This is a genomic window from Paenibacillus motobuensis (genome assembly GCF_039521865.1).
Lineage (GTDB): Bacteria > Bacillota > Bacilli > Paenibacillales > Paenibacillaceae > Fontibacillus > Fontibacillus motobuensis.
The window spans coordinates 501,574-524,046 of record NZ_BAAACX010000007.1 but is presented as its reverse complement, the minus strand read 5'-3'; the positions used below and the strand labels follow the sequence as shown (position 1 = coordinate 524,046).

General features: G+C 45.2%; 24 protein-coding genes. 5 read left to right on the top strand and 19 right to left on the bottom strand.

Going from position 1 to position 22,473, the window contains the following annotated elements; all coding sequences use genetic code 11:
- Positions 1-70: 70 nt before the first annotated feature.
- The 12 genes from ABD014_RS07540 to ABD014_RS07485 all read right to left on the bottom strand — a co-directional run bounded on the left by ABD014_RS07540 (position 71) and on the right by ABD014_RS07485 (position 11,851).
- On the bottom strand, positions 71-1,876 hold the full coding sequence (locus ABD014_RS07540) for a vWA domain-containing protein (protein ID WP_343859408.1): 1,806 nt from the start codon (positions 1,874-1,876) through the stop codon (positions 71-73).
- Positions 1,876-2,937, bottom strand: a complete 1,062-nt coding sequence (locus ABD014_RS07535) for an AAA family ATPase (RefSeq protein WP_343859405.1) — start codon at positions 2,935-2,937, stop codon at positions 1,876-1,878. The genes ABD014_RS07540 and ABD014_RS07535 overlap by 1 nt, the downstream gene beginning before the upstream one ends.
- A 294-nt stretch (positions 2,938-3,231) precedes the next feature.
- Complete coding sequence (gene comI / locus ABD014_RS07530) at positions 3,232-3,327, bottom strand: competence inhibitor ComI (RefSeq protein WP_343859402.1); 96 nt, start codon at positions 3,325-3,327, stop codon at positions 3,232-3,234.
- Between the two features lie 187 nt (positions 3,328-3,514).
- Complete coding sequence (locus tag ABD014_RS07525) at positions 3,515-3,901, bottom strand: VOC family protein (RefSeq protein ID WP_343859399.1); 387 nt, start codon at positions 3,899-3,901, stop codon at positions 3,515-3,517.
- Between the two features lie 124 nt (positions 3,902-4,025).
- Complete coding sequence (locus ABD014_RS07520) at positions 4,026-4,487, bottom strand: pentapeptide repeat-containing protein (protein WP_343859395.1); 462 nt, start codon at positions 4,485-4,487, stop codon at positions 4,026-4,028.
- 659 nt (positions 4,488-5,146) lie between these two features.
- The gene (locus ABD014_RS07515; protein ID WP_343859393.1) at positions 5,147-5,716 is read right to left on the bottom strand and encodes a manganese catalase family protein; all 570 of its coding nucleotides are present in this window, start codon (positions 5,714-5,716) and stop codon (positions 5,147-5,149) included.
- 209 nt (positions 5,717-5,925) lie between these two features.
- Positions 5,926-6,201: a spore coat protein CotJB gene (locus tag ABD014_RS07510; protein WP_343859391.1), complete on the bottom strand. Its 276-nt coding sequence runs from the start codon at positions 6,199-6,201 to the stop codon at positions 5,926-5,928.
- Positions 6,194-6,424 carry a spore coat associated protein CotJA gene (locus tag ABD014_RS07505; protein ID WP_343859389.1) on the bottom strand — a complete coding sequence of 77 codons (231 nt, stop codon included), beginning with the start codon at positions 6,422-6,424 and terminating at the stop codon, positions 6,194-6,196. The genes ABD014_RS07510 and ABD014_RS07505 overlap by 8 nt, the downstream gene beginning before the upstream one ends.
- 314 nt (positions 6,425-6,738) lie before the next feature.
- Entirely contained in the window at positions 6,739-8,085 is a 1,347-nt protein-coding gene (locus tag ABD014_RS07500) for a hemolysin family protein (protein WP_343859387.1), read from the bottom strand.
- Between the two features lie 51 nt (positions 8,086-8,136).
- Positions 8,137-9,273: a radical SAM/CxCxxxxC motif protein YfkAB gene (yfkAB, locus tag ABD014_RS07495; RefSeq protein ID WP_343859385.1), complete on the bottom strand. Its 1,137-nt coding sequence runs from the start codon at positions 9,271-9,273 to the stop codon at positions 8,137-8,139.
- A 16-nt stretch (positions 9,274-9,289) separates the two neighbouring features.
- Positions 9,290-10,387 carry an HD-GYP domain-containing protein gene (locus ABD014_RS07490; protein ID WP_343859382.1) on the bottom strand — a complete coding sequence of 366 codons (1,098 nt, stop codon included), beginning with the start codon at positions 10,385-10,387 and terminating at the stop codon, positions 9,290-9,292.
- A gap of 30 nt (positions 10,388-10,417) precedes the next feature.
- Positions 10,418-11,851 (bottom strand): bifunctional metallophosphatase/5'-nucleotidase, encoded by a 1,434-nt coding sequence (locus ABD014_RS07485; protein ID WP_343859379.1) that lies wholly within the window; start codon positions 11,849-11,851, stop codon positions 10,418-10,420.
- Positions 11,852-11,994: 143 nt separating this feature from the next.
- Here ABD014_RS07485 and moaD point away from each other — a divergent pair, with 143 nt between their 5' ends.
- Positions 11,995-12,243: a molybdopterin converting factor subunit 1 gene (gene moaD, locus ABD014_RS07480; RefSeq protein ID WP_343859376.1), complete on the top strand. Its 249-nt coding sequence runs from the start codon at positions 11,995-11,997 to the stop codon at positions 12,241-12,243.
- 195 nt (positions 12,244-12,438) lie between these two features.
- Complete coding sequence (locus tag ABD014_RS07475; RefSeq protein WP_343859373.1) at positions 12,439-13,485, top strand: HD-GYP domain-containing protein; 1,047 nt, start codon at positions 12,439-12,441, stop codon at positions 13,483-13,485.
- A 137-nt stretch (positions 13,486-13,622) separates the two neighbouring features.
- Here ABD014_RS07475 and ABD014_RS07470 read toward each other — a convergent pair whose 3' ends face one another.
- From ABD014_RS07470 to sufC, 6 genes are all read right to left on the bottom strand, one after another.
- Positions 13,623-13,739 (bottom strand): YjcZ family sporulation protein, encoded by a 117-nt coding sequence (locus ABD014_RS07470; protein ID WP_343859370.1) that lies wholly within the window; start codon positions 13,737-13,739, stop codon positions 13,623-13,625.
- Between the two features lie 463 nt (positions 13,740-14,202).
- Positions 14,203-15,600: a Fe-S cluster assembly protein SufB gene (gene sufB, locus ABD014_RS07465; RefSeq protein ID WP_127001460.1), complete on the bottom strand. Its 1,398-nt coding sequence runs from the start codon at positions 15,598-15,600 to the stop codon at positions 14,203-14,205.
- Positions 15,601-15,645: 45 nt separating this feature from the next.
- Positions 15,646-16,068 (bottom strand): Fe-S cluster assembly sulfur transfer protein SufU, encoded by a 423-nt coding sequence (gene sufU / locus ABD014_RS07460; protein ID WP_251408030.1) that lies wholly within the window; start codon positions 16,066-16,068, stop codon positions 15,646-15,648.
- On the bottom strand, positions 16,068-17,282 hold the full coding sequence (locus ABD014_RS07455) for a cysteine desulfurase (protein WP_343859360.1): 1,215 nt from the start codon (positions 17,280-17,282) through the stop codon (positions 16,068-16,070). Before ABD014_RS07455 ends, sufU begins: the two co-directional genes overlap by 1 nt.
- Positions 17,279-18,580 carry a Fe-S cluster assembly protein SufD gene (sufD, locus tag ABD014_RS07450; RefSeq protein ID WP_343859357.1) on the bottom strand — a complete coding sequence of 434 codons (1,302 nt, stop codon included), beginning with the start codon at positions 18,578-18,580 and terminating at the stop codon, positions 17,279-17,281. Before sufD ends, ABD014_RS07455 begins: the two co-directional genes overlap by 4 nt.
- A gap of 20 nt (positions 18,581-18,600) precedes the next feature.
- Positions 18,601-19,380, bottom strand: a complete 780-nt coding sequence (gene sufC, locus ABD014_RS07445; protein WP_127001468.1) for a Fe-S cluster assembly ATPase SufC — start codon at positions 19,378-19,380, stop codon at positions 18,601-18,603.
- 430 nt (positions 19,381-19,810) lie between these two features.
- Here sufC and ABD014_RS07440 point away from each other — a divergent pair, with 430 nt between their 5' ends.
- The gene (locus ABD014_RS07440; RefSeq protein ID WP_343859354.1) at positions 19,811-20,365 is read left to right on the top strand and encodes a hypothetical protein; all 555 of its coding nucleotides are present in this window, start codon (positions 19,811-19,813) and stop codon (positions 20,363-20,365) included.
- A 131-nt stretch (positions 20,366-20,496) separates the two neighbouring features.
- On the opposite strand, the gene ABD014_RS07435 is transcribed toward ABD014_RS07440, so the two are convergent.
- A complete protein-coding gene (locus ABD014_RS07435) occupies positions 20,497-20,889 on the bottom strand; it encodes a DUF423 domain-containing protein (protein WP_343859351.1) in 393 nt (130 codons plus the stop codon).
- Positions 20,890-21,050: 161 nt separating this feature from the next.
- Between ABD014_RS07435 and ABD014_RS07430 the strand changes: the two genes are divergently transcribed.
- Together ABD014_RS07430 and ABD014_RS07425 are read left to right on the top strand one after the other, a co-directional pair.
- A complete protein-coding gene (locus ABD014_RS07430; protein WP_343859348.1) occupies positions 21,051-21,467 on the top strand; it encodes a hypothetical protein in 417 nt (138 codons plus the stop codon).
- Between the two features lie 116 nt (positions 21,468-21,583).
- Positions 21,584-22,441, top strand: a complete 858-nt coding sequence (locus tag ABD014_RS07425) for a DegV family protein (RefSeq protein WP_343859345.1) — start codon at positions 21,584-21,586, stop codon at positions 22,439-22,441.
- Positions 22,442-22,473 lie beyond the last annotated feature (32 nt).

Below are 22,473 nucleotides of genomic sequence, written 5' to 3'. Positions count from 1 at the left end.
GGTGAGTTGTGTCTAACACACTTTTAATCCTCAGCTTGCTCAGTCCGTATATTCATTCTGTTATTGTTTCTTAATCGATACGGAAAACAGGACCTTTGGGAGAAAAAGGTAGTTCATTTCCTTTTGGCAGTAAATAAGCATGTTCTCGCCGAATGGTCAATTTGTCGCAATAGCCATCGGTAATAATTAGAAGTGGTCCATTTTTCGGAAAATCCTCAGCATGAGAGATTAGATCAATCGCAGGCTGCAAAACGGTCCCCCCTCTACCTCTAACTTGAACACGATCAGCGATTGTCTCTGGTGCAACATAACCTGCATCGTAAGGAGCTGCATCGCAAAACACAAGACGAGCAAAAGGTACATCCCGAGCTTGTGCGTAACTAGCAATAGCACCAAGCGCCTTAGCCAGCAATTTTTTATCCATTGAACCAGACGTATCCAAGATCACACCAAACGTGCGACCATCCTCAGATGAACCACTGTGAACCCATTGAGGTCTTGGGATATCTGGAGTTGAAGATTGACGACGGCTGACACGGGCATAGGACCGCGTTTTTTCAAGTGGAGAAAAATATGCATCAAACCATTTGGCAAGCTCAACGTCCCATTTAATCGGTGGTTGACCGAGTGCTCTAATTTCTTCAACAAGCCCAGAAGGAAGTAAACCCCTAGCTTGTTCTTCGTGATACATTAAACCTTGTTGAAGAGCATTTTTGCAAAAATCATCGAGCGTTTGCCCATTTCGAACATCCCAGAGTGACGGATCACCTTTACCAATCATATCGCCTAATCCATTGCCGCGAAGTGTAGCCAGTTTTCTATATAAGCGAATATCTCCAACCATTTTGTCGTAAATCGATTCTGCAGATAAACCTTTCAACTCTGAGTCCAAAAGTAAACCGATTTTAGGATATTCACCAACTTGCATTTCAACCAACCACAGGTTGATGACATAATCACAAGCGACATTCCACAAATAAGGATCGCGACCTTGGCAGCGTTCATGATGCTGAAGACCTGCATGTAATAACTCATGCGCCATCACAAAAATACATTCTTCGTCGGTTAGTCCAGCTGCAGGATTCATGTAAATTTCCCGTTCTACAACATCAATAGCCGCAACCGAAATGCTTAATCGTTGAGAAATGGTTTGGTCTTCAATAATTGTAAAACCGGAAGCAAGAGCGCCGAGCAATGGATAACGGTCCATAAACCACCGTTTTGCCCGTTGCGCAGCACTTTTAACATTCGTAGAATCCGATAAAGACGTGGAGTGACCTCCCGCCACACTTACAGCACTTGTGACCGCGTTAGATAACCCAATTGCAAAGTATTTTTCCCATTCGGGTTCTCCCCCCCAATAGCTACGCGCTACTGTATTTCGAACATCCATATCCGAATTTGCTACACCTGCTGTACCAAAATATTTCAAAACTTCAGGCACGCCCCGTACACAAAATTGCTCATAAAGAAACTCCTCATCCTTTACGGTCATATCTGTCCGTGTTTCCATGTCAGAAGGGGGTGTTCCCAGTTTTAAATCAGCAAGAAATTTGGCAATGTACAAATCACAAGCTGCATTCCATGCCACTGGATGATCTTTCGTTATTAAATGACCAAGTCCTAAATGCAACAAACAATGAGCAAGCACATAAACCCACTCCGAGGTTTCGCCTCGACGTTTAGGGTGCGTGTAAATATATCCACCTTTTGTAACGGTTGCCCAACCATTTATTGGATAAGGGGTCCCATCACGATGGACAATACTGGTTCTTGAACATAAAGGTGAAAAAATAGGATGGTTTTCAATTATTTCTACTGCTGCTTGAAATTGTTTTAAAGCTGGATTTTCAGGTGTCGATTTTTTTGACATCATTACCCCTTATCTTTAACAGCGAGCCGTGGCAAATCACGAACAATTTCCACCATAAGCCAGTCAGGAATATTAGAGGATTGTTCATTTTTCGCAACAACGAGCTGTGCAAGTTCGAAACTAATGGCAGACAAGTCTTTAATCAGTTTTTTCACCGTGTGAGCAAACTGCCTATGATTCCCACTAATCTCATCTTTTCGAGCAGGAAGCTCTTTAATAATTTGGGCTCGGAAAGATTGAGCCAGAAAATAGAGAACATCACGATCTTCTGGAGAAGACGGAAATGAAATTTTTCCCTCTAAAATAGCATTTAATTGATATTTACCACTTAGATTTTTGTAAAAGGCTTTAAATTGTGTTGCATGAGCAGGAGTTAAAGAACCACCCGCTAAAATGCTAACCACTTCTGGTGATAAGTTATCACCAAACTCGCGAAGTGCATCCGAAAGCATGTGCCAGGACCTTGGCGTGGAGAACGGTTCTTCCGTTTTCGGAGGGGCACTCCACAGATGATCGGGGCGAGACTCTAAATATTCAATAACGATCGGATGAATTTCGTTTTCGTACGCCCAAGAAATCCAGTCTTGAAACGATACATTAAGTTGGACATGAAACATACGGTTAATGAGCGCAGAGGACATCGGTTTTACAATTGCACTATCTTGCGCACGGTTGCCAGCACCGATTACAATCGAGCCTTCTGGAAGATGATAATCACCAATTCGACGCTCATGAATAAGACTGTAAAAAGCTTTTTGGACTTCTTGCGAGCAAGCATTAAGTTCGTCCAAAAATAAACAGTATGGTTCATTGCGAGCAATCATTTTGGGTGGACAAAATTGACTTTTGCCGTCAACGATCTGAGGTACACCAATAATATCTTCTGGCGCAAGCTGAGAGCCTAAAAGTGAAACACATGGAAGTCCGACTTGATCGGCAAATGATTCAACTAAAGCGGATTTTCCAATCCCTGGGGCACCCCAAATAAAAACAGGACGAATAACAGAGACATTAAGCAAAACCTGCATCAGTTGAGATTGTGTAACGGGAACAGCAAGATTCAATATATGTATACTCCTTTTTTCTTAAAAGATAATCTTATTATAACTCGCCTTGTAGAATTCTTGGAATTTTTCATGCAAGTATTCTGGTCACCAATAAATACCTTACTCGAAATGCTCAATGTCTTGTATTGTAGTAAGTAAAAAAATGTTATCTCTTGATGCATCTTCGGTTTACCTTCAACACATCTTTCCTATTTATTTTCAAATTTCACTTCACGCTTTGATACATTTTTATTCCCTTCTAAGGCTTATAGGAACAAAACCCACCTCTGGCCTTAACCTTTGGGTAGGTTTTTACTTTCTCTTGTTGTTATTATTGATGTATGTTAAAAGAGCAAAAATGAATGTTCCAAAGAGGAACATGATCGTTAATGCATCTTTCACTTCCATGGCTTCACCTCCTTTCGAAGGGAAACCATGCCCACCCAAGATTCAATAGTTATGTTTTACTTCCATTCCATCTGCTTACAAGCGTTCTTATATCAACTTTTATAAGTCTGCGAACAAGGACCCGTAAGGGTCTGCCAGCGAGAATACTGTGTTATGCGATGCCCCGGACATCTTTGAGAAAGCTCAATCAATTATGTATTTCTGGAGTTACGTTTGTATATATGTTTACAATATTTCCATCTATATCCTGAATCCATAATGATCGTCTTCCCCAAGGGTAAGTCTCTGGTAATTTAATGATTTTGACATTATATTTTTTTAATCTCTCATATTCTTCATCAATACTATCAACTTCTAATTCAATAGTACATCCACCATGACCGATTCCACTTGTGCTACCAGGCGCCAAATTTTCCATTCCCTGCTTTGAACAAATATCAATATGGTAATCTCCTTTGACCCGTAAGCGTGCTGCTATTTCATCTCCTACAGCCTCAACTTGTAAAATATTTTTATAAAATTCCATTAGACTAATTACATCATCTGTGATTAAACACACTCCACTAAATTTCATATTTCTTGCCTTCTTTCATTATTTTGTTTGTAATTAATTCTGTATGGTTATTGTTTTGTTTCCGGGGTTTCGCCTAACGTTGTTGGCTTCATGTTATATGATGTCAGCCGCTTCATTGAGTTACTTAAACTTTGTTATTGCTCTTATAATGTTCTATTAAATCTTTTATTAATATGCCATCGATCTTTAATCCTTCAATATTACAGTTATTTAATTCAACGTTAGATAAATTACATGATTCAAAAACAGCTCTACTTAAATCACTGGTCTTGAACTGTACTGGTTCTAAATTAATCCATCCTTCTGTTCCTGGTTCTTCTTCAAATTTACTTTCGTTTCCTTCAGGGCGAACAATATTCTCAAATATTGTCCCACCCATTTGGATCATATTTATTTGAACATTTGAGAAGTATATATGTTCCCACTTCGCATTGACGAAATTCGTATGCGCTACTGACGTGTCCCTCATATCAATTCCATGGAACTCTGATCCCTTGAAACAAACCATATGAATTTGTTCATTCCTTAAATCTTGAAGTTCTAATCCATTCTTTGAATCCATTATTCTCTTCTCAGTAAGAGCCATTTAAATCTTCCTTTCAGAATTTTATTTTCTAGGTTTCGGCTGATTTAATATAACGTTACGGCATTCACGAACCCGAGAACCTTAAGGCAGCTGGCTGCCGGCCGCGACGCTATTAGGTTCGCAGGGGTTGTCTGAATATCAACCAAGATTATGCAGCCCTTGTGTGATGACTCCACCCCAGTCATACATTGTTGGTCCCCAATTGTTAATCGTTTCTACCCGTGGGTTATTAAGTTTCATTGATTTACACCTCGTATATTTTTAGTGCTGTTTCATATAACCCCCATATCTCTGCACGTCACAAATCCCCACCACCCGTGAGTATTTGCACCCTTACTTAGTCTCCATGATTATACCTCTATTTCATAATTATGTAATCCCATTCCTTCCAGCCCTTCTTAATCTAACAGGGTATCCTTCCATCCTCTGGCCAACACTTACGTGAAGCTATAGATTTTCAATTCAATCTTCTTATAAATCCTCTCCATAAATACGGTCGTGGGGACTTTGCTTATCGTTGACCCGCCCAATATGCAGCTTCATGGTTACAACCCCTTTTCATATATTTATCAACGCAAAAAAAGACAGCTCTCCTCAAGGAGTTCTGCCTTTCCGATACTTTCGGATCATTTGTTGCTATGCCCTCTACATCCGCCTCACTAGAACACCCTCTTCTTCCCCTGCTCATCCTTCAAGATCTCTACCGCCTCGCGGAAGCGCAGTGAGTGGATAATCTCACGCTCGCGCAGGAACTTCAGACTGTCTTGTAAATCGACGTCATCGGTCATATCGATTAGCCATTGATATGTAGCCCGGGCCTTCTCTTCTGCGGCAATATCCTCGTACAAGTCAGCGATGGGATCGCCTTTCGCCTGGATATAGGCAGCCGTGAACGGTACGCCCGAAGCATTCTCATAGAAGAGCGCACTGTCATGAGCTACATAATGAGGCGCCAATCCGCTAGCTCGAAGTTCCTCCACAGTCGCATCCTTCGTGAGCTTGAACACCATGGTGGCAATCATCTCGAGGTGCGCAAATTCCTCCGTCGAAATGTCGGTAAGTAGTCCTATAACTTTCTCCGGAATCGTGTACCTTTGGTTCATATAACGCAGCGCGGCCGCGAGCTCCCCATCGGCACCGCCATACTGCTCCAACAGCAGCTTCGCCATTCCGATATCGCATTTACCTATGCGAACCGGGTATTGCAGCTTCTTCTCGTATACCCACATTTTCTCCGCCTTACCTCCTCCTGCTTATTTTCATAAAGACCACTTTTCAGCGCCGAAGCATATGCTGCAGTCGTGTGTTTTTAGAATAATTAAGTGCTTGAAGCTAAAGACTGTGGAGTGCAGTCGCTCATCCTATAACTTGCCTTAGGTGGAAAGGTCTTAATCAAGACCGTATTTTTGAACACTCTCTATAAAGAATCAAGGCAGGCTTAGACCTGCCATGGCCATGGGACATTAACCCATTCCCACGGATATCTTGAGAAAGAATGTCCGAAATTCTGCAATGGACCGTATAACTGCTGAAAGTGGTCTGCCAGATGCCGTCTTTCCAATGCCAGTTGATTAAATTGCTGGAGTGCAGCCAAGTCCCTCGGATGCGTATCCAGATACAGGTTCAGCTCGACGAGCGTGAAATCGAGTGCCTGCAGCTTCTCCAGCATGTCATAAAACTCCTGATCGAAATGCGGCTTAGTTACCTCATTCATTCGTCTGCCTTCCTTTCCCCCACCGGGATTCATAGGGGCTGTATAATGCGGGCCATAACGTACCATGTCTTAATGCTTCCTGCGGACTAAACTGCGGCAGATTGGGCGGCTGGAAGCGCATATATAACTGCGGCGGTGTGCTAAAGGTTTTAATCAATATCGGCGGGCAAGGATCAAAAGGGCCAATGAAAGGGGTATATGACTTCTCCTGAGTAAAGTTCAAACCACTTCCTCCTTTACATATTGATTTTCAAGATCGCTGGGGTCTTGGGACAGAATTTAGCCGCGATCTCCTCATTCTTTAACATATGACATTCGCCCAAATAATGAACTAAAAAGCGTGAATAAACTGCAAAAAACCGCCCTCTCCAGAGCGGTCAAGCCAAGTGCTTATAAAAAAACCATCAGCATCACACTACACTCCAAGTTCTCAAGTACAGCATGACCTGACGGCTTTGTTATATTGGGTTAACCTCATTTGCAAGAAATCATTATTCCATCTGATCTTGCCAGAATTTTAGGAAACCAGAAATCCTATCATTCCTCGCATGGATCATCAGGTTGTTCAGGTTCTTGCAATTTAATGATCATCACCCGGGTAATACGCAGGCGGCTTGCTTCAGCCACCTCAAAAATAATATTGTCCTCCTGCTTCTTCTTTCCCTTGGCTGGAATCCCTTCCAGCTCCTTGAACAGCCAGCCACCGATCGAATCGACCTCATCGTCCACCAACTCACTTCCGATCAGATCATTGACCTCTTCGATCAACAGACGGCCGTCTACCGAGTATACGCCATCTTGCAGCTTCTCGATTTCCGGGCGCTCATCCTCGAACTCATCATGAAGATCGCCGACGATCTCCTCGAGAATTTCTTCTACCGTCAGAATACCGGCTGTACCACCATACTCATCCACCACGATCGCAAGCTGTGAATGCCGCTTCTGCATCAGACGTAGCACATGGCTAACTTCCATGGATTCCGGTACGTTTAGAATCGGACGCACCATATCCACGAGTTCCTTCGGACCATCCGGCTCCGGCAGCAGCAGATCGGTAATATGTACAAAGCCAATGATCTGGTCTTTATCCTCCACAGCCACCGGATAGCGTGAATGCTTCGTATCGTTGATAATCTTCAAATTCTCTTCCCAGGATAGATTAGTGAATAAGCAATCCATATCCGTCCGCGGAAGCATAACCTCCCGCGCAAGCATATCCGAGAAGTCAAAAATATTATCCATCAGCTTCATTTCATCTTTGTCGATCACACCGCTCTTAGCACTTTGATTCATCAAGATCCGTATTTCTTCTTCGGAATGCGCCGCTTCGGCCTCATTCGCCGGCTGAATGCCGATTAAGCGCAGCAGCCCGTTAGCCGCTGTATTAAGCAGCCAAATGACCGGCAGGAACAGCTTGTAGAAGAATAGCAGCGGCGCTGACAACCACAGTGATGTCGCCTCGGACTTCTGTATAGCCAGCGATTTAGGAGCTAGCTCACCGACTACAATATGCAGGAACGTAATAATCGCGAAGCCTACTGCTACGGAAATCGTGGAGATCAGTGCAGGATCCGTAACTCCGAGCTTATACATAATAGGCATGACAATAAGCTCGGATACAGCTGGCTCACCAACCCAGCCAAGACCGAGTGATGCAAGCGTAATTCCTAACTGAGTAGCCGATAAGTATGCGTCCAATTTCTTATTGACTCGAAGTGCATAGGAAGCTCTTCGATTCCCTTCGCTGACAAGCTGGGTCAGCCGTGATTGGCGTACCTTAACAAGCGAGAATTCCGCAGCAACGAAGAACCCGTTAAAGAACACCAGGATTAAGACTATAAGTAGGTTAGAAATAATCTTGCCAACTTCAAAATCGGTGTGCAAGATGAACGCCTCTTTTCTGTGTGATTACGTATAATGTCGTATTGCTAAATATTATAGCGTGATGGCTTTACGCGATTTGAAGTCGATACCCTTATAATACATATCGGCAACCAGCAGATTTGGACCACAGCAATTCGCAGCAGGGCAGTGGCAGTTCACCTTCTGATTGAGCGGATGCTCCATAAGCCACTTCTCAAAAATATCATCCAGACGCCCGTCACGCAAATTGCCGAAGGCTGGAATCGCTGCGAAGTCGGTGACGAATACATCGCCTGTGAACATGTTCACGTTCACCCGATTGCGTCCGTCCGGGTCATTGCGCACCGTAACATTCGGTTCCTCGCGTAGACGACGCAGCAGCTCAGCATCCTCCGTGCTTGGATTGCAGGCGAAGAAGGGAAGCGTACCGAACAGCATCCACAGATTAGGATCACGAGCATCAAGCAAGGAATGGATGGCTCCGCGCATCTGATCTAACGACAGCATAGGCAGTCCCTCTGCGAAGTCAGCCGCGTACATCGGATGGACCTCATGGCGTTTACAGCCCATGTCCAGAATCAAGCGATGAATCTCCGGCAGCTTCTCATAAGTCCGGTAATTGATCATCGATTCTGCGGAGATGAACATCCCTTCCTCACTCAAGCGGCGGGTGTTCTCCACCATTTTGTTATACATTCTGTAAGCAACCTCAGACTTGACCGGATGCCCACTGCGGGCGAAGCCTACCTCATGGAAGTCCCGCTCGCTCGTGTAATTGAACGAGATATGCATGACATCCAGGTAAGGCAGCAGCTTCTCGTAACGCTCATAATCAAGCGTCAGATTGGAATTGATCTGAGAACGAATCCCCCGTGATCTTGCGTATTTCAATAGTGGAACAATCAGCTCGTCGACCGTCTGCTTCCGAAATGTAGGCTCTCCGCCTGTGATACTGATCGTCTGTAGGTTCTCGACCTCATCCAGCGCACTTAGCATCATATCGACTGGAATATGCTCCGGCTCCTTCATCACAAGACTATCGCCTACTGCGCAATGTTCACAACGCATATTGCACAGATTGGTTACCGTCATCTCCACGCTGGTCAGTACATGTCGACCGTACTGCTTAAGCGACAGAATCGGATCCCACGGATCATAACTCGGGCTTATTTGCCGAATCGCTTCATTGTTCATACTCATTATCTTCATATTATACTCACCTTATTTATTTTATAGCTTCTTTTGCACCATCTACTCCGGTAATAACGACGGATAGACGGTTTGACAGATCGATATCGTACGGAGACTTCAAATCAACTCCGTCAGGATTGGTCAGTACTCTGACCACAGGTCTATGCGGAATCGCCTTGTGAATCTTGGCGACAACACCTCGTTCGCCAGTGCTTAGATCAACGGTCATACCCACCGGATATATAGCCATATGATCTCTGAATAGCTCCAACTTCGACTTCTCATACCATTCTCCGCAGCCTGCATAGAGCACCTCCAGTGCCTGATGCGGCAGCATCGCCGGACGGTATACCCGGTGCGTTGTCATCGCATCAAACGCATCTGTGATTGCGATCCAGCGGGCGAATTCATGGATCTCATCGCCCTTCAAGCCTCGCGGATAACCGCCGCCGTTAATGCGTTCATGATGCTGATAAGCACAGTGGGCTGCCTTGAGCGGAATCCCTGGTTCATCCTTTAACAGCTTGAACCCGATCTCGGTATGCTGCTTAATCTGTGCGAATTCTTCGTCAGTCAATTGTGACGGCTTATTCAGAACATCCCGCGGCACCTTCGTCTTGCCGATATCATGCAGCATGGCTCCAAGACCAAGCAGAGTCAGATCCTCTTTGCTATAGCCATAGACTTGGCCCAGCAACAAAGTATATAAGCATACATTCAAAGAATGGCGGTACAGGTAATGATCCATACTATCAATATTCATCATCATGATCATTGCATCTTCCCGAGAGCTGAGGTCATCGACGATGGATTCGACCAAGCCGGAGAAGGTCTTGCCCAGATAGGGATAGACCACCCCTTTCATCGCCGGCTCCATCAGCTTCTTGAAATTGACCCTTAATTCATTCAGCGCGCGGCGGCGCGTAGTTTCTTCGATCATCTCGCTGATCTGAATATCGTCCGTACGATGATCAGCAATATAGATATAATCGAGGCCGTGGTGACGCAAGCGGCGAATGATAGCATCATTTATTTCTGCATTTTCCGATAAGAGAACAATCCCGTCCTCATTATAAATTTTTTTACCCAGCTTCATTCCTGGTTGTAGAGAATTTATAGCTATTAACCGCAACTAAACCACTTCCGTCTCGTTATAAATCGCTTAAACTTGCTTCCATCTGGTGAAGAAGCAACTATCTACGGCCCCTGCCGTCTGTAATTCCAACCTGAGTAGATCACGTATAAATAAAGGAAGCATAAATTTCTGCTCGCTTCCTTGCTGCAACCGTTCGTAGCCTACTCCGAAAGTAAACATATCCAGAGTACCTACCTTATATGTCGCTTCAGGGTCTAGAGGAATCCCAGCGACACTTGTTCGTATAATTCGCTGATCTGGCTCGGCATACGGATCATATTCGACTTCCATACCATCCAGACAGATCCCGCCCAGAACCTTACCGCGGAAGCCATAGCCGAATATGGTCTTATCCATCATATCTGGACGCAATGATTGCTCTAGGGTATATAGAATGTCCTCACCTTTCAAGATCATGGTACAAGGATTAATCGGAGAAGGGCACCGTTCATGCAGCATGCCTTCACTAATATCACCAGCTGGAAGGTCGCTCAGCAATTGTCCGCTATTGATAATCGATAGTTCGCTGTTCGTAAACCTTCTGACCGCCTGGGCCAATAAATTGCCGAATGGAGACTCCCTGTTGTAAGAGATCGACAGCTTCCGATCCGTCGTTGTGACCGTCCGATCCAGACGGGCTTTAGACTTCCTACGATAAGTGTCAATGGAGCTCAGGATCACTTCACTTTCCGCCCCTGGCTCAACTTGAAGCACCTTTCCATCGTAAATTTCCGGTAGACCGCTCACTGGGTTCCTGCGATATTTTATTTTCCCAAGATAATTACCGAATTTGCCCGCAGCCGTGATCGCTGTCTTCCCTATAATTAATGGCTCCTCCAGCAGATGATGTGTATGACCGCCGATGATGAGGTCAATGTCTGGAATCGTCTCTGCCAGCTGTCGATCGAGCAAGATCCCCAAATGGGACATGACAACAATCAGATCCACCTGCGGACGCAACTGTTCTACATCATATTGGATCGTCTCTATTGGGTCAAGAGCATCCCACCCCAGCAAGCTGTAGAAATCAGAAAATGCCGCCGTCGCACCAATCAAACCAATCGTGAACGGACCCCGCTGTACAATATGATGCCTTCTCATCCATCCTGGAGGCTGGCCTGTTCTTTGTTCAACAATATTGTTGCAAATTACGGGACACCGCAGACTTGCATACGTCTCCCCTAGAAGTTCAGGAGTAAAGGTCAGCCCCTCATTATTCCCGATCGTAATCGCATCATATCCTGTCAAATTCAGAATATCGACATTTGCCTGACCCATTGTGCCTTCCGTCTCTGGTGCGGCTCGATCCATATGGTCGCCTATATCAAGGAGCAGCATTTCACTATTTGGCTCCGACCGCAAATCATCGATCATCGCGGCGATTCTGCCCATGGCGCCGAAATGGCTGTGCAAGTCATTCGTATATGCGATCGTTATTGTAACTTCATCCTTATCCGGCACATGAAAGCCCCCTTGTTGTTTTTTTATTCAATAGACCAACAAAAAATGAAGATAAATCTAATTATATACCTTGAAAACGCCCACTGTCTTCTTATATATGATATATTATAGGGATTTAAACACAAAATCCGAGGTGCTTAGACATGAAAATAGAAATTTCTCTCTTTGCCGGACTGGCCGAACGACTCGGTACATCCCGGATCTCTTTAAACTGCAGCGAATCCAGCCTAACTGTCGAGCGTTTGAAGAAGCTGCTAAGCGATACTTATCCCGATGCTAGTCCACTCATATCCGCGGCAATGGCTGCCGTCAATCAGGAATACGCAGCAGCCGATTGTCCGATCCGGGAGACGGATGAGATCGCTTTGATTCCGCCTGTATCTGGAGGTTGATGCTTAAGCATCAACCTTTTGTCCTCCCAGTGCTCTATTTTACAGGAGAGATAATGACTATAAGTCTCCCACGCAATCCTGCCCCGGTCATAATCTTCCTCTAATAAATAGCAATAAAGAACTATGATACCGTTGTCAACCCATATATTTCCTGATATGATTAAAAAAAAGCACAGTATAGAGGTGTCATCTTTCTTGAAGGTACATATTATGGATCTTAACCCTGGAGACAAGCTTCAGACCGACGTATTCAATCATTTTGGCGTACTGGTTCTACAGAAAGAGAAGGAACTGTCCAGCGAGGCCATCGTTAAGTTGATGCAGCACGGGATCGATTATATTGATATCATCCCTCATACCATTGATGTCGTCGTGCCGACCGCCTCAATTACTCCGCAGTTCATCCAGAAGATACAGCCTGTATTTAACGAAGCGATTGACGGATTTGAGGCAATATTCCTGGAAGCGCTGGCAACTGGAAATTTCGACAATTCTCAAGTAGACCAACTGCTTGAACCCATGGTCGAACAGCTCGATGACCAGAAGGATGTCGTATCACTGCTTCTGCTGCTTGGCAATAATGATAATTATACATATAATCATTCTTTGCAGGTTGGAATGCTATCCTATTATATCGCTTCCTGGTTAGGATATTCAAAGGAAGACGCCTATAAAGTTGGCAAAGCTGGTTACTTGATCGATATCGGGAAGTGTAAAATACCGGAGGATATCTTATTCAAACCTGGGAAGTTGACACCTGAGGAATTTGAGGAGATCAAGCGACACACGCAATACGGGTATGAGATTATTATGAATTCCACCGGGGACGAGCTATCGGCCCTCATCGCTTTGCAGCATCATGAGCGTGATGATGGTAGCGGTTACCCACGCGGACTAACCGATAAGGAGATCCACCCATACGCCAAGATCACTGCAGTGGCAGACGTCTACACAGCAATGACCTCTAACCGTATCTATCAATCGAAGCAGGAGTTATTCACCGTACTCAAAGAATTGAATAACATGAGCTTTGGCAAATTAAGTCCTGAGCCTACCCAGGTGTTGATTAACCACCTGCTACCGAACTTTATCGGTAAGAGAGTACTGCTGAGTTCCGGCGAAGTTGGGGCGATTATCATGACTAACCCATCCGATTTCTTCCGTCCGCTAATACGTACGGAATCGCGTTTTATCGATTTGTCCAGGGAACGTGAGCTTACGATCACTGAGATTTATATGTAACAGCACTAATACACCCTAATTTAGAAGCCCATTGACCTTAATGAAGGTCAATGGGCTTTCTTTCAGTTTTCATGCGGCATGGGCATATGACGTACACCAACTATTGGAAAGTTGAAGTAGTCGATTAGAGTTATCGATTAAAAAACAAAGGCTCTTGTAATGATAACGAGCAAAATGAACAGAACTAAGATCGCTGCAGTTGATGTAAATAATCCACCGCCACATGATCCTACACCACCAAGTACTTCACCCATGTCTGCATACCTCCTTGTATTTAGAGTACACACCATCCTATTCTATTTTCTATAGAAGGATTGGGCACCTTTCCCTCGTAAATAGTCCATTTTATGTGATGCTTGTACTACAAGTTATATCCCTCCACTATCTGGTAAGCCCTCCCTTCTATTTATGTCCACCAGATAAAATAAAAAAGAATCCGCAGAAAAAATCTACGGATTCAGTGAGGATATGTTTGTATTTGGTGGAGTGGCCCATACCACTATTCCCACTTTCACAAATATTTTAAACGTGTATTTCCTGAACTACGTATCCACAATATACGTCATAGCTACGGTTCATATTTGATCAATAACACCTACAGACATCTCTACATGGAGTGAAAGCAAGAAGTAATGAGCGTATTCGACTAAACGGTATCATTTCGGGTATCACGCACCGAAAAATAAACCGGAAACAGTTGATACGCTTAGCTTTCACTTAACCTATACTACCTTCCATCTCAAACTTGATCAATCTGTTCATCTCAACCGCATACTCCATCGGCAGCTCTTTCGTGAACGGCTCAATGAAGCCCATGATGATCATTTGCGTTGCTTCCTCTTCAGTCAGACCACGGCTCATCAAGTAGAAGAGCTGCTCCTCCGACACCTTCGATACAGTCGCTTCATGCTCCAGAACAATGTTATCATTCATGATCTCATTGTATGGAATAGTATCCGAAGTAGACTCATTATCGAGAATGAGTGTATCGCACTTGATGTTGGACTTCGCGCCATCTGCTTGACGTCCGAATGAAGCAAGACCGCGGTACGTTACTTTACCGCCATGCTTACTGATCGATTTCGATACGATCGTCGAAGTGGTGTCCGGAGCGAGGTGAATCATCTTCGCACCCGCATCCTGAAGCTGGCCTTTGCCGGCAACAGCGATCGACAATACGCTGCCTTTGGCTCCACGGCCCTTCAGAATAACCGCTGGATATTTCATCGTCAGCTTAGAGCCGATGTTGCCATCAACCCATTCCATTGTCGCATTCTCTTCGGCAACGGCACGCTTCGTAACGAGGTTGTAAATGTTCGGTGCCCAGTTCTGAATCGTTGTGTAACGAACGCGGGCGTTCTTCTTACAGATAATCTCCACGACCGCACTGTGCAGAGAGTTCGTGCTGTAGATCGGTGCTGTACATCCCTCTACATAGTGTACGAAGCTGTCCTCGTCAGCGATGATCAGGGTACGTTCGAACTGACCCATATTTTCCGAGTTAATACGGAAGTAAGCTTGCAGTGGAATCTCACACTTCACGCCCTTCGGCACATAGATGAAGCTGCCACCAGACCATACCGCACTGTTCAGAGCGGCAAATTTATTGTCTGCTGGAGGAATAATCGTACCGAAATGTTCGCGGAAGATCTCAGGGTGCTCTCTCAGAGCAGAGTCGGTATCCATGAAGATAACGCCTTGGTCCTCGAGATCCTTCTGCATGCTGTGATATACAACCTCGGATTCATATTGAGCCGATACCCCAGCCAGGAACTTCTGCTCCGCTTCAGGAATACCAAGCTTGTCAAAGGTCTCTTTGATCTCGTCAGGAACTTCATCCCATGTCTTACCTTGCTTCTCAGATGGTTTGACATAGTATTGAATTTCGTTAAAGTCAAGATCGTCCAGATTTCCGCCCCAGCGCGGCAGCGGCATTTTCTCGAACTGCTCCAGCGATTTCAGACGGAAGTTAAGCATCCACTCCGGTTCATTCTTCATACGGGAAATTTCCGTGACAATCTCTCGAGTCAAACCTTTACCCGATTGAAAAATTGACTTGTGCTCATCACGAAAGCCATATTTATACTCTTCCATTTCAGGCGCTTTCTTAGCCATGGCTGCATTACCTCCTTAAACTTTCATTAATTGCTTATGCTTAGGTTATTCTTCTTCGTGAATCCCTTTCTTGAGTGCGTTCCATGCCAGCGTCGCGCACTTGATCCGGGCAGGGAATTTATTAACCCCGGATAGAGCCTCAAGCTCTTCATATTCGTCAAAATCAACAGCCTCTCCCTGCATTAAGGAAGAGAATCGACTAGCCAAATCCATCGCTTCCGCATAGGTCCGGCCCTTCACTGCTTCTGTCATCATCGATGCTGAGGACATGCTAATCGAGCAGCCCTCTCCGGTAAAGCGAGCGTCCTTCACAACGCCATCCTCCAGCTTCAGCTGGAGGGAGATGCGATCCCCACAAGTTGGATTGTTCAGATCAACAGTCAGGGAATCATCATCAAATTTTCCACGGTTGCGCGGGTTTTTATAATGATCCATAATTACGCGGCGGTATAAATCGTCAAGTTGCATTATCCAAAATACTCCTTTGTCTGGACTAAAGCTTCAGCCAGACGGTCAATGTCCTGCTCCGTATTGTACAGATAGAGGCTAGCTCTAGCTGTTGCACTGGCCTCAAGCCAGCGCATCAACGGCTGGCAGCAGTGATGACCGGCACGTATAGCTACTCCCGACGCATCCAGAACAGTAGCTACATCATGCGGATGAATATCCTGCAGATTGAAGGTCAACAATCCTACCTCGCGTTCGCGCGGCCCGTATAATGTCAGTCCTTCAATTTCAGAGAGTTTGGCAGTGGCGTACTTCGCCAGCTTCGTTTCATGCTGGTGAATCGCATCCATACCGATCTCCTGCAGAAAATCAATCGCAGCGCCCAGTCCAATCGCTCCAGCGATAATCGGTGTCCCACCTTCAAATTTCCACGGAAGCTCCTTCCATGTCGATTCATACAGGCCGACATCATCGATCATCTCTCCGCCGAATTCGATCGGCTCCATAGACTCCAGCAAATGCTTCTTACCATATAGTACCCCAATTCCCGTTGGTGCGCACATCTTATGGCCAGAAAAAGCGTAAAAATCACAATCCAGTTCCTGCACATTCACCTTCATATGAGGCGTACTCTGTGCTCCGTCAACAACCATTACAGCTCCATGACGGTGAGCAATCTCAGCCAGCTCTTTGACCGGATTTACTACGCCAAGCACATTGGAGACATGGGCGATCGAGACGATCTTCGTACGATCGGTAATCGTCTTTTCCGCATCTTCCAGAGCAATATTGCCGTCAGGCTGAAGCGGGATATATTTTAAAGCAGCACCCGTCCGTATGGCCAACTGCTGCCAAGGGATCAGATTGCTATGATGCTCCATAGGAGTAATGACAATCTCATCACCCTCTTGGAGCACTGCAGGTCCGTAAGCGGAGGCTACCATATTCAGCGAAGTCGTCGTCCCCCGGGTGAAAATAATCTCCTGGGTCCGTGCAGCGCCGATAAACCGCGCCACTTTCTCTCTCGCCCCTTCATATGCATCCGTTGCCCGGCTGCCAAGTGTGTGGACACCACGATGCACGTTAGAATTTTCCCACTCATAGTAGTGCTTCAGTGCATCGAGCACAGCGCGTGGCTTCTGAGAAGTGGCAGCACTGTCAAGGTATACAAGCGGATGACCATTGATCTCCTGATGCAGAATAGGAAATTGTTCCCGGATCAGTTCTGCATTCATTGACCTAACTTCCTTTCAACCAGTCCTTGCAATTGCTGCTGCAATTGTTCCATAGGAATCTCCGTAACGACTGGGGCAAGGAAACCATAAATAACTAAGCGTTCAGCTTGCTCACGCGAGATACCACGAGACATGAGATAGTAAATTTGCTCTTGATTGACTTGGCCAACCGAAGCCGCGTGACCGGCTTTGACATCATCCTCATCGATCAACAGAATTGGGTTTGCATCCCCACGGGCCTTCGGACTAAGCATAAGAACCTTCTCGGTTTGCTCGCCGTTTGCCTTGGTTGCACCCTTCTCGATCTTCGTGATCCCATTTATGATCGCTGTAGCTTGTTCACGCATAACAGCCCGGGTAATCATTTGACTCTCAGAGCTCTTGCCGAAATGGACTGCCTTTGTCGTATAGTTCAGCTTCTGCGAACCCGAACCGACCGCGATCACCTTCATATCCGAGAGAGATCCGTTGCCTTTGAGAATCGACAGCGTCTCACTCATCGCATCACCAAAGTTCATCTCGCCGATGATCCATTCGATCGAACCGTCATTGTCGATGATCGAACGGCGATAGCTCAGGTCAATGGTATTGGTGCCCAGATTATGAACTGTAGCGAACTGTACCTTGGCTCCCGCTTGAACGAATACTTCCGCTACTCCGCTATGAACAACCGTCTTGTCAAATTGCCCGGAGAAGTAGTTGTCTACATAAGTAACACGGCTATTCGCTTCGGCAACAATCAAAACATGCGGTGCAAAGGTCGTCTTATCATCCTCTTGAACAAAGATGCTTTGCAGTGGAATATCGATCTCTACATTGCGCGGTACATACAGGAACACACCACCATTCCACAGTGCGGAATGCAGAGCGGTCAAGCGGTTCTCATCGCTCTTGACAGCCTGATGCAAATACTTCTGTACAAGGTCGGAATGTTCGCGAACGGCAGTCTCCAGATCTGTGAAAATAACACCTTTGGCAGTCAACTCAGGGGATAACTGCGCAAACTGTGTTCTACTGTTCACCTGAACGATCAGGTTGCTGTGCTCTTTCAGATCGACGAGAGAAGCCACACTTTCAGGCAACTGCTGCGCCGATGCTGCATAGCCTTCTCGTTGTTGACCGAAATTACTGAGATCCCAGCGTTCGATTTTCATCTTTTCCAACTTAGGCAATTCAAGCTCTTGAGCAAGCTTCACGCCATTAACACGACTTTCCGTCAACCAGGCCGGTTCCCCATTATTAACGGATGTTTGTCTTACTGTATCAAGTTCCACCGGAAGAACGATTTGTGTCGTCATTTCAGTTCCCTCCTTCCGTCTTAAGCTTCTTGACCGACAGTTTCATCCGTAATTCCAAGTTCTTCTTTGACCCAATCATATCCGTCGCGTTCCAGACGTTCTGCCAGCTCAGGGCCACCCGATTTAACGATTCGACCTTGCATCATTACGTGAACGACATCCGGTTTAATATAGTTAAGCAGACGTTGATAGTGTGTAATGATCAGGAATCCGCGATCTTCATCACGCATGCTATTCACACCGTTAGCTACGATACGCAATGCGTCGATATCCAGACCAGAGTCGATCTCGTCCAGAATGACAAGCTTCGACTCAATCATCATCATTTGCAGAATTTCGTTCCGTTTCTTCTCTCCGCCAGAGAAGCCTTCATTTAAATAACGGTGAGCGAATTCAGGATTCATCTCCAGCTCCTTCATTTTGCTCTCCATTTGACGGATGAATTTAATCAATGAGATTTCATTGCCTTCTTCACGGCGTGCGTTGATTGCACTACGCAAGAAGTCAGAGTTCGTTACGCCAGCAATTTCGCTTGGATATTGCATTGCCAGGAACAGACCCGCGCGAGCACGCTCGTCCACGGCCATTTCCAACACGTCTTCACCATTCAAGCTCACTGCGCCGTCAGTTACTTCATATTTAGGATGTCCCATTAATGCGGAAGCAAGCGTACTTTTACCTGTTCCATTCGGGCCCATGATTGCATGGATTTCTCCGCCCTTTATTTCAAGGTCGATTCCCTTGAGAATTTCCTTCCCTTCAATGGTCGCCTTCAGACCCTCAACAACGAAATGTGTCATTTTTTATCATGCCCTCCATCTACTCGTTCTCTTTTTTGTAAAGCCATTATAGCATAAAATAATTCTAATAATTATTTAATTAGAATTATTATTGGTGATTCTCACTGATTCTCATTCCATTCTACCCTACTTTTCAAGTCGAATCAACGCGAGCTGCAAAGATTCTCAAATGAATTACATCACAATAGAGCAAAATTGAGCTTATCGAAAGCGATTTATATCTAAATACAGTCTTACGTTCTAGGTCTGTAGAACTGTTTTAATTAATAATTATAAAGACATCATTCAATATTAATTGAATTCCGGTATGTTTATAAGATTTTAGGACTATGCTTCCCCTTGAAGCAGTGCTATGATAATCAGGTGTATTAGAGTTATATTATGAAATCTTTTTTTATTACATATCATGACATGAGCTTTTGGGGGAAATATGAAAAAGACAAGTGCAACCGATCAAGAAGAACTAGGATATCTATTTAATGTAGAAATTCTGGTCAAAGAACAGACAAATGCCAAAGCACTGCAAAAACTGCTGCAGCTATTGAACAGCAGTGACGATATTATCGATTACCGGATCAACTCAGGAATTGAGCTAGGCGCCATTATTAACTCCATGCTTGCCAATAAGAAGCAGTCACTTATCAACAAGTCCTATAAAAGAATCAATGAAGGCGCTTCGAATCCGACTCCCTCGGAGACCAAGGATACAAATACACCCCCTGCTCCTAAGGAACAGCCGGAGAGCCCGCAACAGAACAGCTTTGTAAGCATGGCAAAGAGTCAATATTTTGAAAACTGGGTTCAAAAATACATCGCCGAAAATTCACTCGTCCGTCTATTAGTCAATCGTAACGGGAAGCGCGTTAGCATTCCTTGCCGGATTTTGAACTTCCTGACGGATACCTATACAATGACGGTCTACCATGTAGATGAGAAGCAAGTCTACTCCTTCCATCTCAGCGAAATTATCGATCTTAACGAGTAATGACTCATATAGAGGTTCAAATAGGCCATGTTTGATCCCGTAGCAATACTCAGACATCGAATCTGAACACGAACATTTTAGGTACACAAACAGAGCGGACGATCTAATTAATCATAGATTGTCCGCTTTTATTACTTACTACTGTTCTGCTGTGTTTTGTCCCATGCGGCCAGAATGAACATCAGCCAGCCAGCGATAAAGGATACGCCACCCAGTGGTGTAATCGGACCAAACCACTTCCATCCCGTAAGAGCAAGCAGGTACAAGCTTCCAGAGAACAGGATCGTACCGATCAGGAACAAAATATTCGCCCAGCGCCATTTGCTCGCACTGCCGCCAAAGGCAGCCGCTATGGACGCGAGTATCATTCCGATTCCATGAATCATCTGATAGTGAACCCCCGTCTCATAGGTACCGAGCGATTCCTCTCCGATGATCGATTTTAGCACATGAGCGCCGAACGCTCCCAGTGCCACAGACAACAGCATAATTATAGCGCCGATCCCGGCATATTTGCGTTGCATACTAACGCCTCCTATACAGCTCAATCTTCCTTAATTCATCTTAACCCAATGGCTTGATACATTCTAGTACTACAAACAATTGAAATAGTCATTGATTTTTTGGCAAAGATATGAAAAATTATACAGAGTAATCATTATGGCCTAAAGGAGACTTATTTAAAATGGAAAACTTTGACCAGAGGAATTATACTACATACCCTTCTTATCCTGGCCCCGCACAAGGCGGTCAACCTACCCAAATCATTAAGCATTCGGGTCCCGGTATCGCTTCCTTTATCATAAGCTTGGTAGCTTTCATGGGCTATCTTTTCGCTACAGTGCTTGTATCTGTCGCAGCTGCCAATGTTCTCGGAGGCCCTGAAGAACTGTTCGAGGAGTATTTCATACAGCAGGGTAGCGCAGTTGTCGGAGTATTGCTACTATTGATTACTATAGTCTTAAATCTAACCTCACTCATACTAGGCATTGTCGGAATCAGCATGAAGAATCGCAAGAAAGTGTTCGCGATATTAGGCACGATTTTCTCGGCAATACCTATACTACCGGTGATTTTCGTAGTATTGTTTGCTTATCTTTAAGAAACCTGGCCTCTATTTGATACGTATTCAAATATAGTATGTGCCCAAAATCCCACTTTTCAGCACCGAGAAGGTTGGATGAAGCTAGGGACTATCCACAAATAAAGGAGATGCATATGTCACAAATAAAAATATTCGCAGACAGCACCTCCGATCTGCCAACAGATTGGATTACAAAATATGAAATAGGAATTATACCTCTCTACGTTGTATTTGGTGATGCGATTTACCGGGACGGGATTGACATCACTCCGGAGGAGCTATATCGCAAGGTTGAAGAAGGCGGCTCTCTGCCGAAGACCACGGCGCCATCGCCAACCGATTTCGTTAATGCTTTCAGTCCGCATATCGAGCGTGGCGAGACAATCGTCTATCTCAGCTTGTCGTCCAAGCTGTCCGCAACCTATCAGAATGCACTGATTGCAGCGGACGAACTCCCGCCCGGGCGGGTACATGTCGTCGACTCTCTGAATCTGTGCAGCGGAATCGGTCTGCTCGTCATGAAGGCCGTCAGAGCGGCTGAACAAGGCAAGACCGCGACGGAGATTACAGCTATGTTAGAGCATACTCGGCAATTGGTAGACACTGAATTTGTTATCGATACGCTAGAGTATCTGTACAAAGGCGGGCGCTGCTCCGGCATGCAGAACTTCATCGGCAGCTTGCTGAAGATCCGGCCAATCCTTAAGGTTGTTGACGGTTCTATCATCCCCGCTTACAAAGTACGCGGCAAGAAAGACAAAGCCGTTCAGAAAATGCTGGATAACGCACTTGCAAATCTAGACGCAATGGATAATGATGTAATTATTGTTGTACACACGCTTGCTGAGGAAGAAGCCCTCTACTTGGCGTCCGTATTAAAAGAGAAGACCGGTGCGCGCGAAGTAGCGCTCTCCCAAGCAGGATGCGTTATTTCGAGTCATTGTGGCCCACATACGGTAGCTATCATGTATACTAAGAAGTCTGAGGCCTGACGGATCAGACAAGGCCTAACTTAAACCATATA

Excerpts from the sequence above, each read along its gene's own strand:
- ABD014_RS07540 (WP_343859408.1), bottom strand. The coding sequence starts at position 1,876 with ATGATGTCAAAAAAATCGACACCTGAAAATCCAGCTTTAAAACAATTT.
- comI (WP_343859402.1), bottom strand. The coding sequence starts at position 3,327 with ATGGAAGTGAAAGATGCATTAACGATCATGTTCCTCTTTGGAACATTC.
- ABD014_RS07525 (WP_343859399.1), bottom strand. The coding sequence starts at position 3,901 with ATGAAATTTAGTGGAGTGTGTTTAATCACAGATGATGTAATTAGTCTA.
- ABD014_RS07520 (WP_343859395.1), bottom strand. The coding sequence starts at position 4,487 with ATGGCTCTTACTGAGAAGAGAATAATGGATTCAAAGAATGGATTAGAA.
- ABD014_RS07515 (WP_343859393.1), bottom strand. The coding sequence starts at position 5,716 with ATGTGGGTATACGAGAAGAAGCTGCAATACCCGGTTCGCATAGGTAAA.
- ABD014_RS07510 (WP_343859391.1), bottom strand. The coding sequence starts at position 6,201 with ATGAATGAGGTAACTAAGCCGCATTTCGATCAGGAGTTTTATGACATG.
- yfkAB (WP_343859385.1), bottom strand. The coding sequence starts at position 9,273 with ATGAAGATAATGAGTATGAACAATGAAGCGATTCGGCAAATAAGCCCG.
- moaD (WP_343859376.1), top strand. The coding sequence starts at position 11,995 with ATGAAAATAGAAATTTCTCTCTTTGCCGGACTGGCCGAACGACTCGGT.
- ABD014_RS07470 (WP_343859370.1), bottom strand. The coding sequence starts at position 13,739 with ATGGGTGAAGTACTTGGTGGTGTAGGATCATGTGGCGGTGGATTATTT.
- sufB (WP_127001460.1), bottom strand. The coding sequence starts at position 15,600 with ATGGCTAAGAAAGCGCCTGAAATGGAAGAGTATAAATATGGCTTTCGT.
- sufU (WP_251408030.1), bottom strand. The coding sequence starts at position 16,068 with ATGCAACTTGACGATTTATACCGCCGCGTAATTATGGATCATTATAAA.
- ABD014_RS07455 (WP_343859360.1), bottom strand. The coding sequence starts at position 17,282 with ATGAATGCAGAACTGATCCGGGAACAATTTCCTATTCTGCATCAGGAG.
- sufD (WP_343859357.1), bottom strand. The coding sequence starts at position 18,580 with ATGACGACACAAATCGTTCTTCCGGTGGAACTTGATACAGTAAGACAA.
- sufC (WP_127001468.1), bottom strand. The coding sequence starts at position 19,380 with ATGACACATTTCGTTGTTGAGGGTCTGAAGGCGACCATTGAAGGGAAG.
- ABD014_RS07440 (WP_343859354.1), top strand. The coding sequence starts at position 19,811 with ATGAAAAAGACAAGTGCAACCGATCAAGAAGAACTAGGATATCTATTT.
- ABD014_RS07435 (WP_343859351.1), bottom strand. The coding sequence starts at position 20,889 with ATGCAACGCAAATATGCCGGGATCGGCGCTATAATTATGCTGTTGTCT.
- ABD014_RS07430 (WP_343859348.1), top strand. The coding sequence starts at position 21,051 with ATGGAAAACTTTGACCAGAGGAATTATACTACATACCCTTCTTATCCT.
- ABD014_RS07425 (WP_343859345.1), top strand. The coding sequence starts at position 21,584 with ATGTCACAAATAAAAATATTCGCAGACAGCACCTCCGATCTGCCAACA.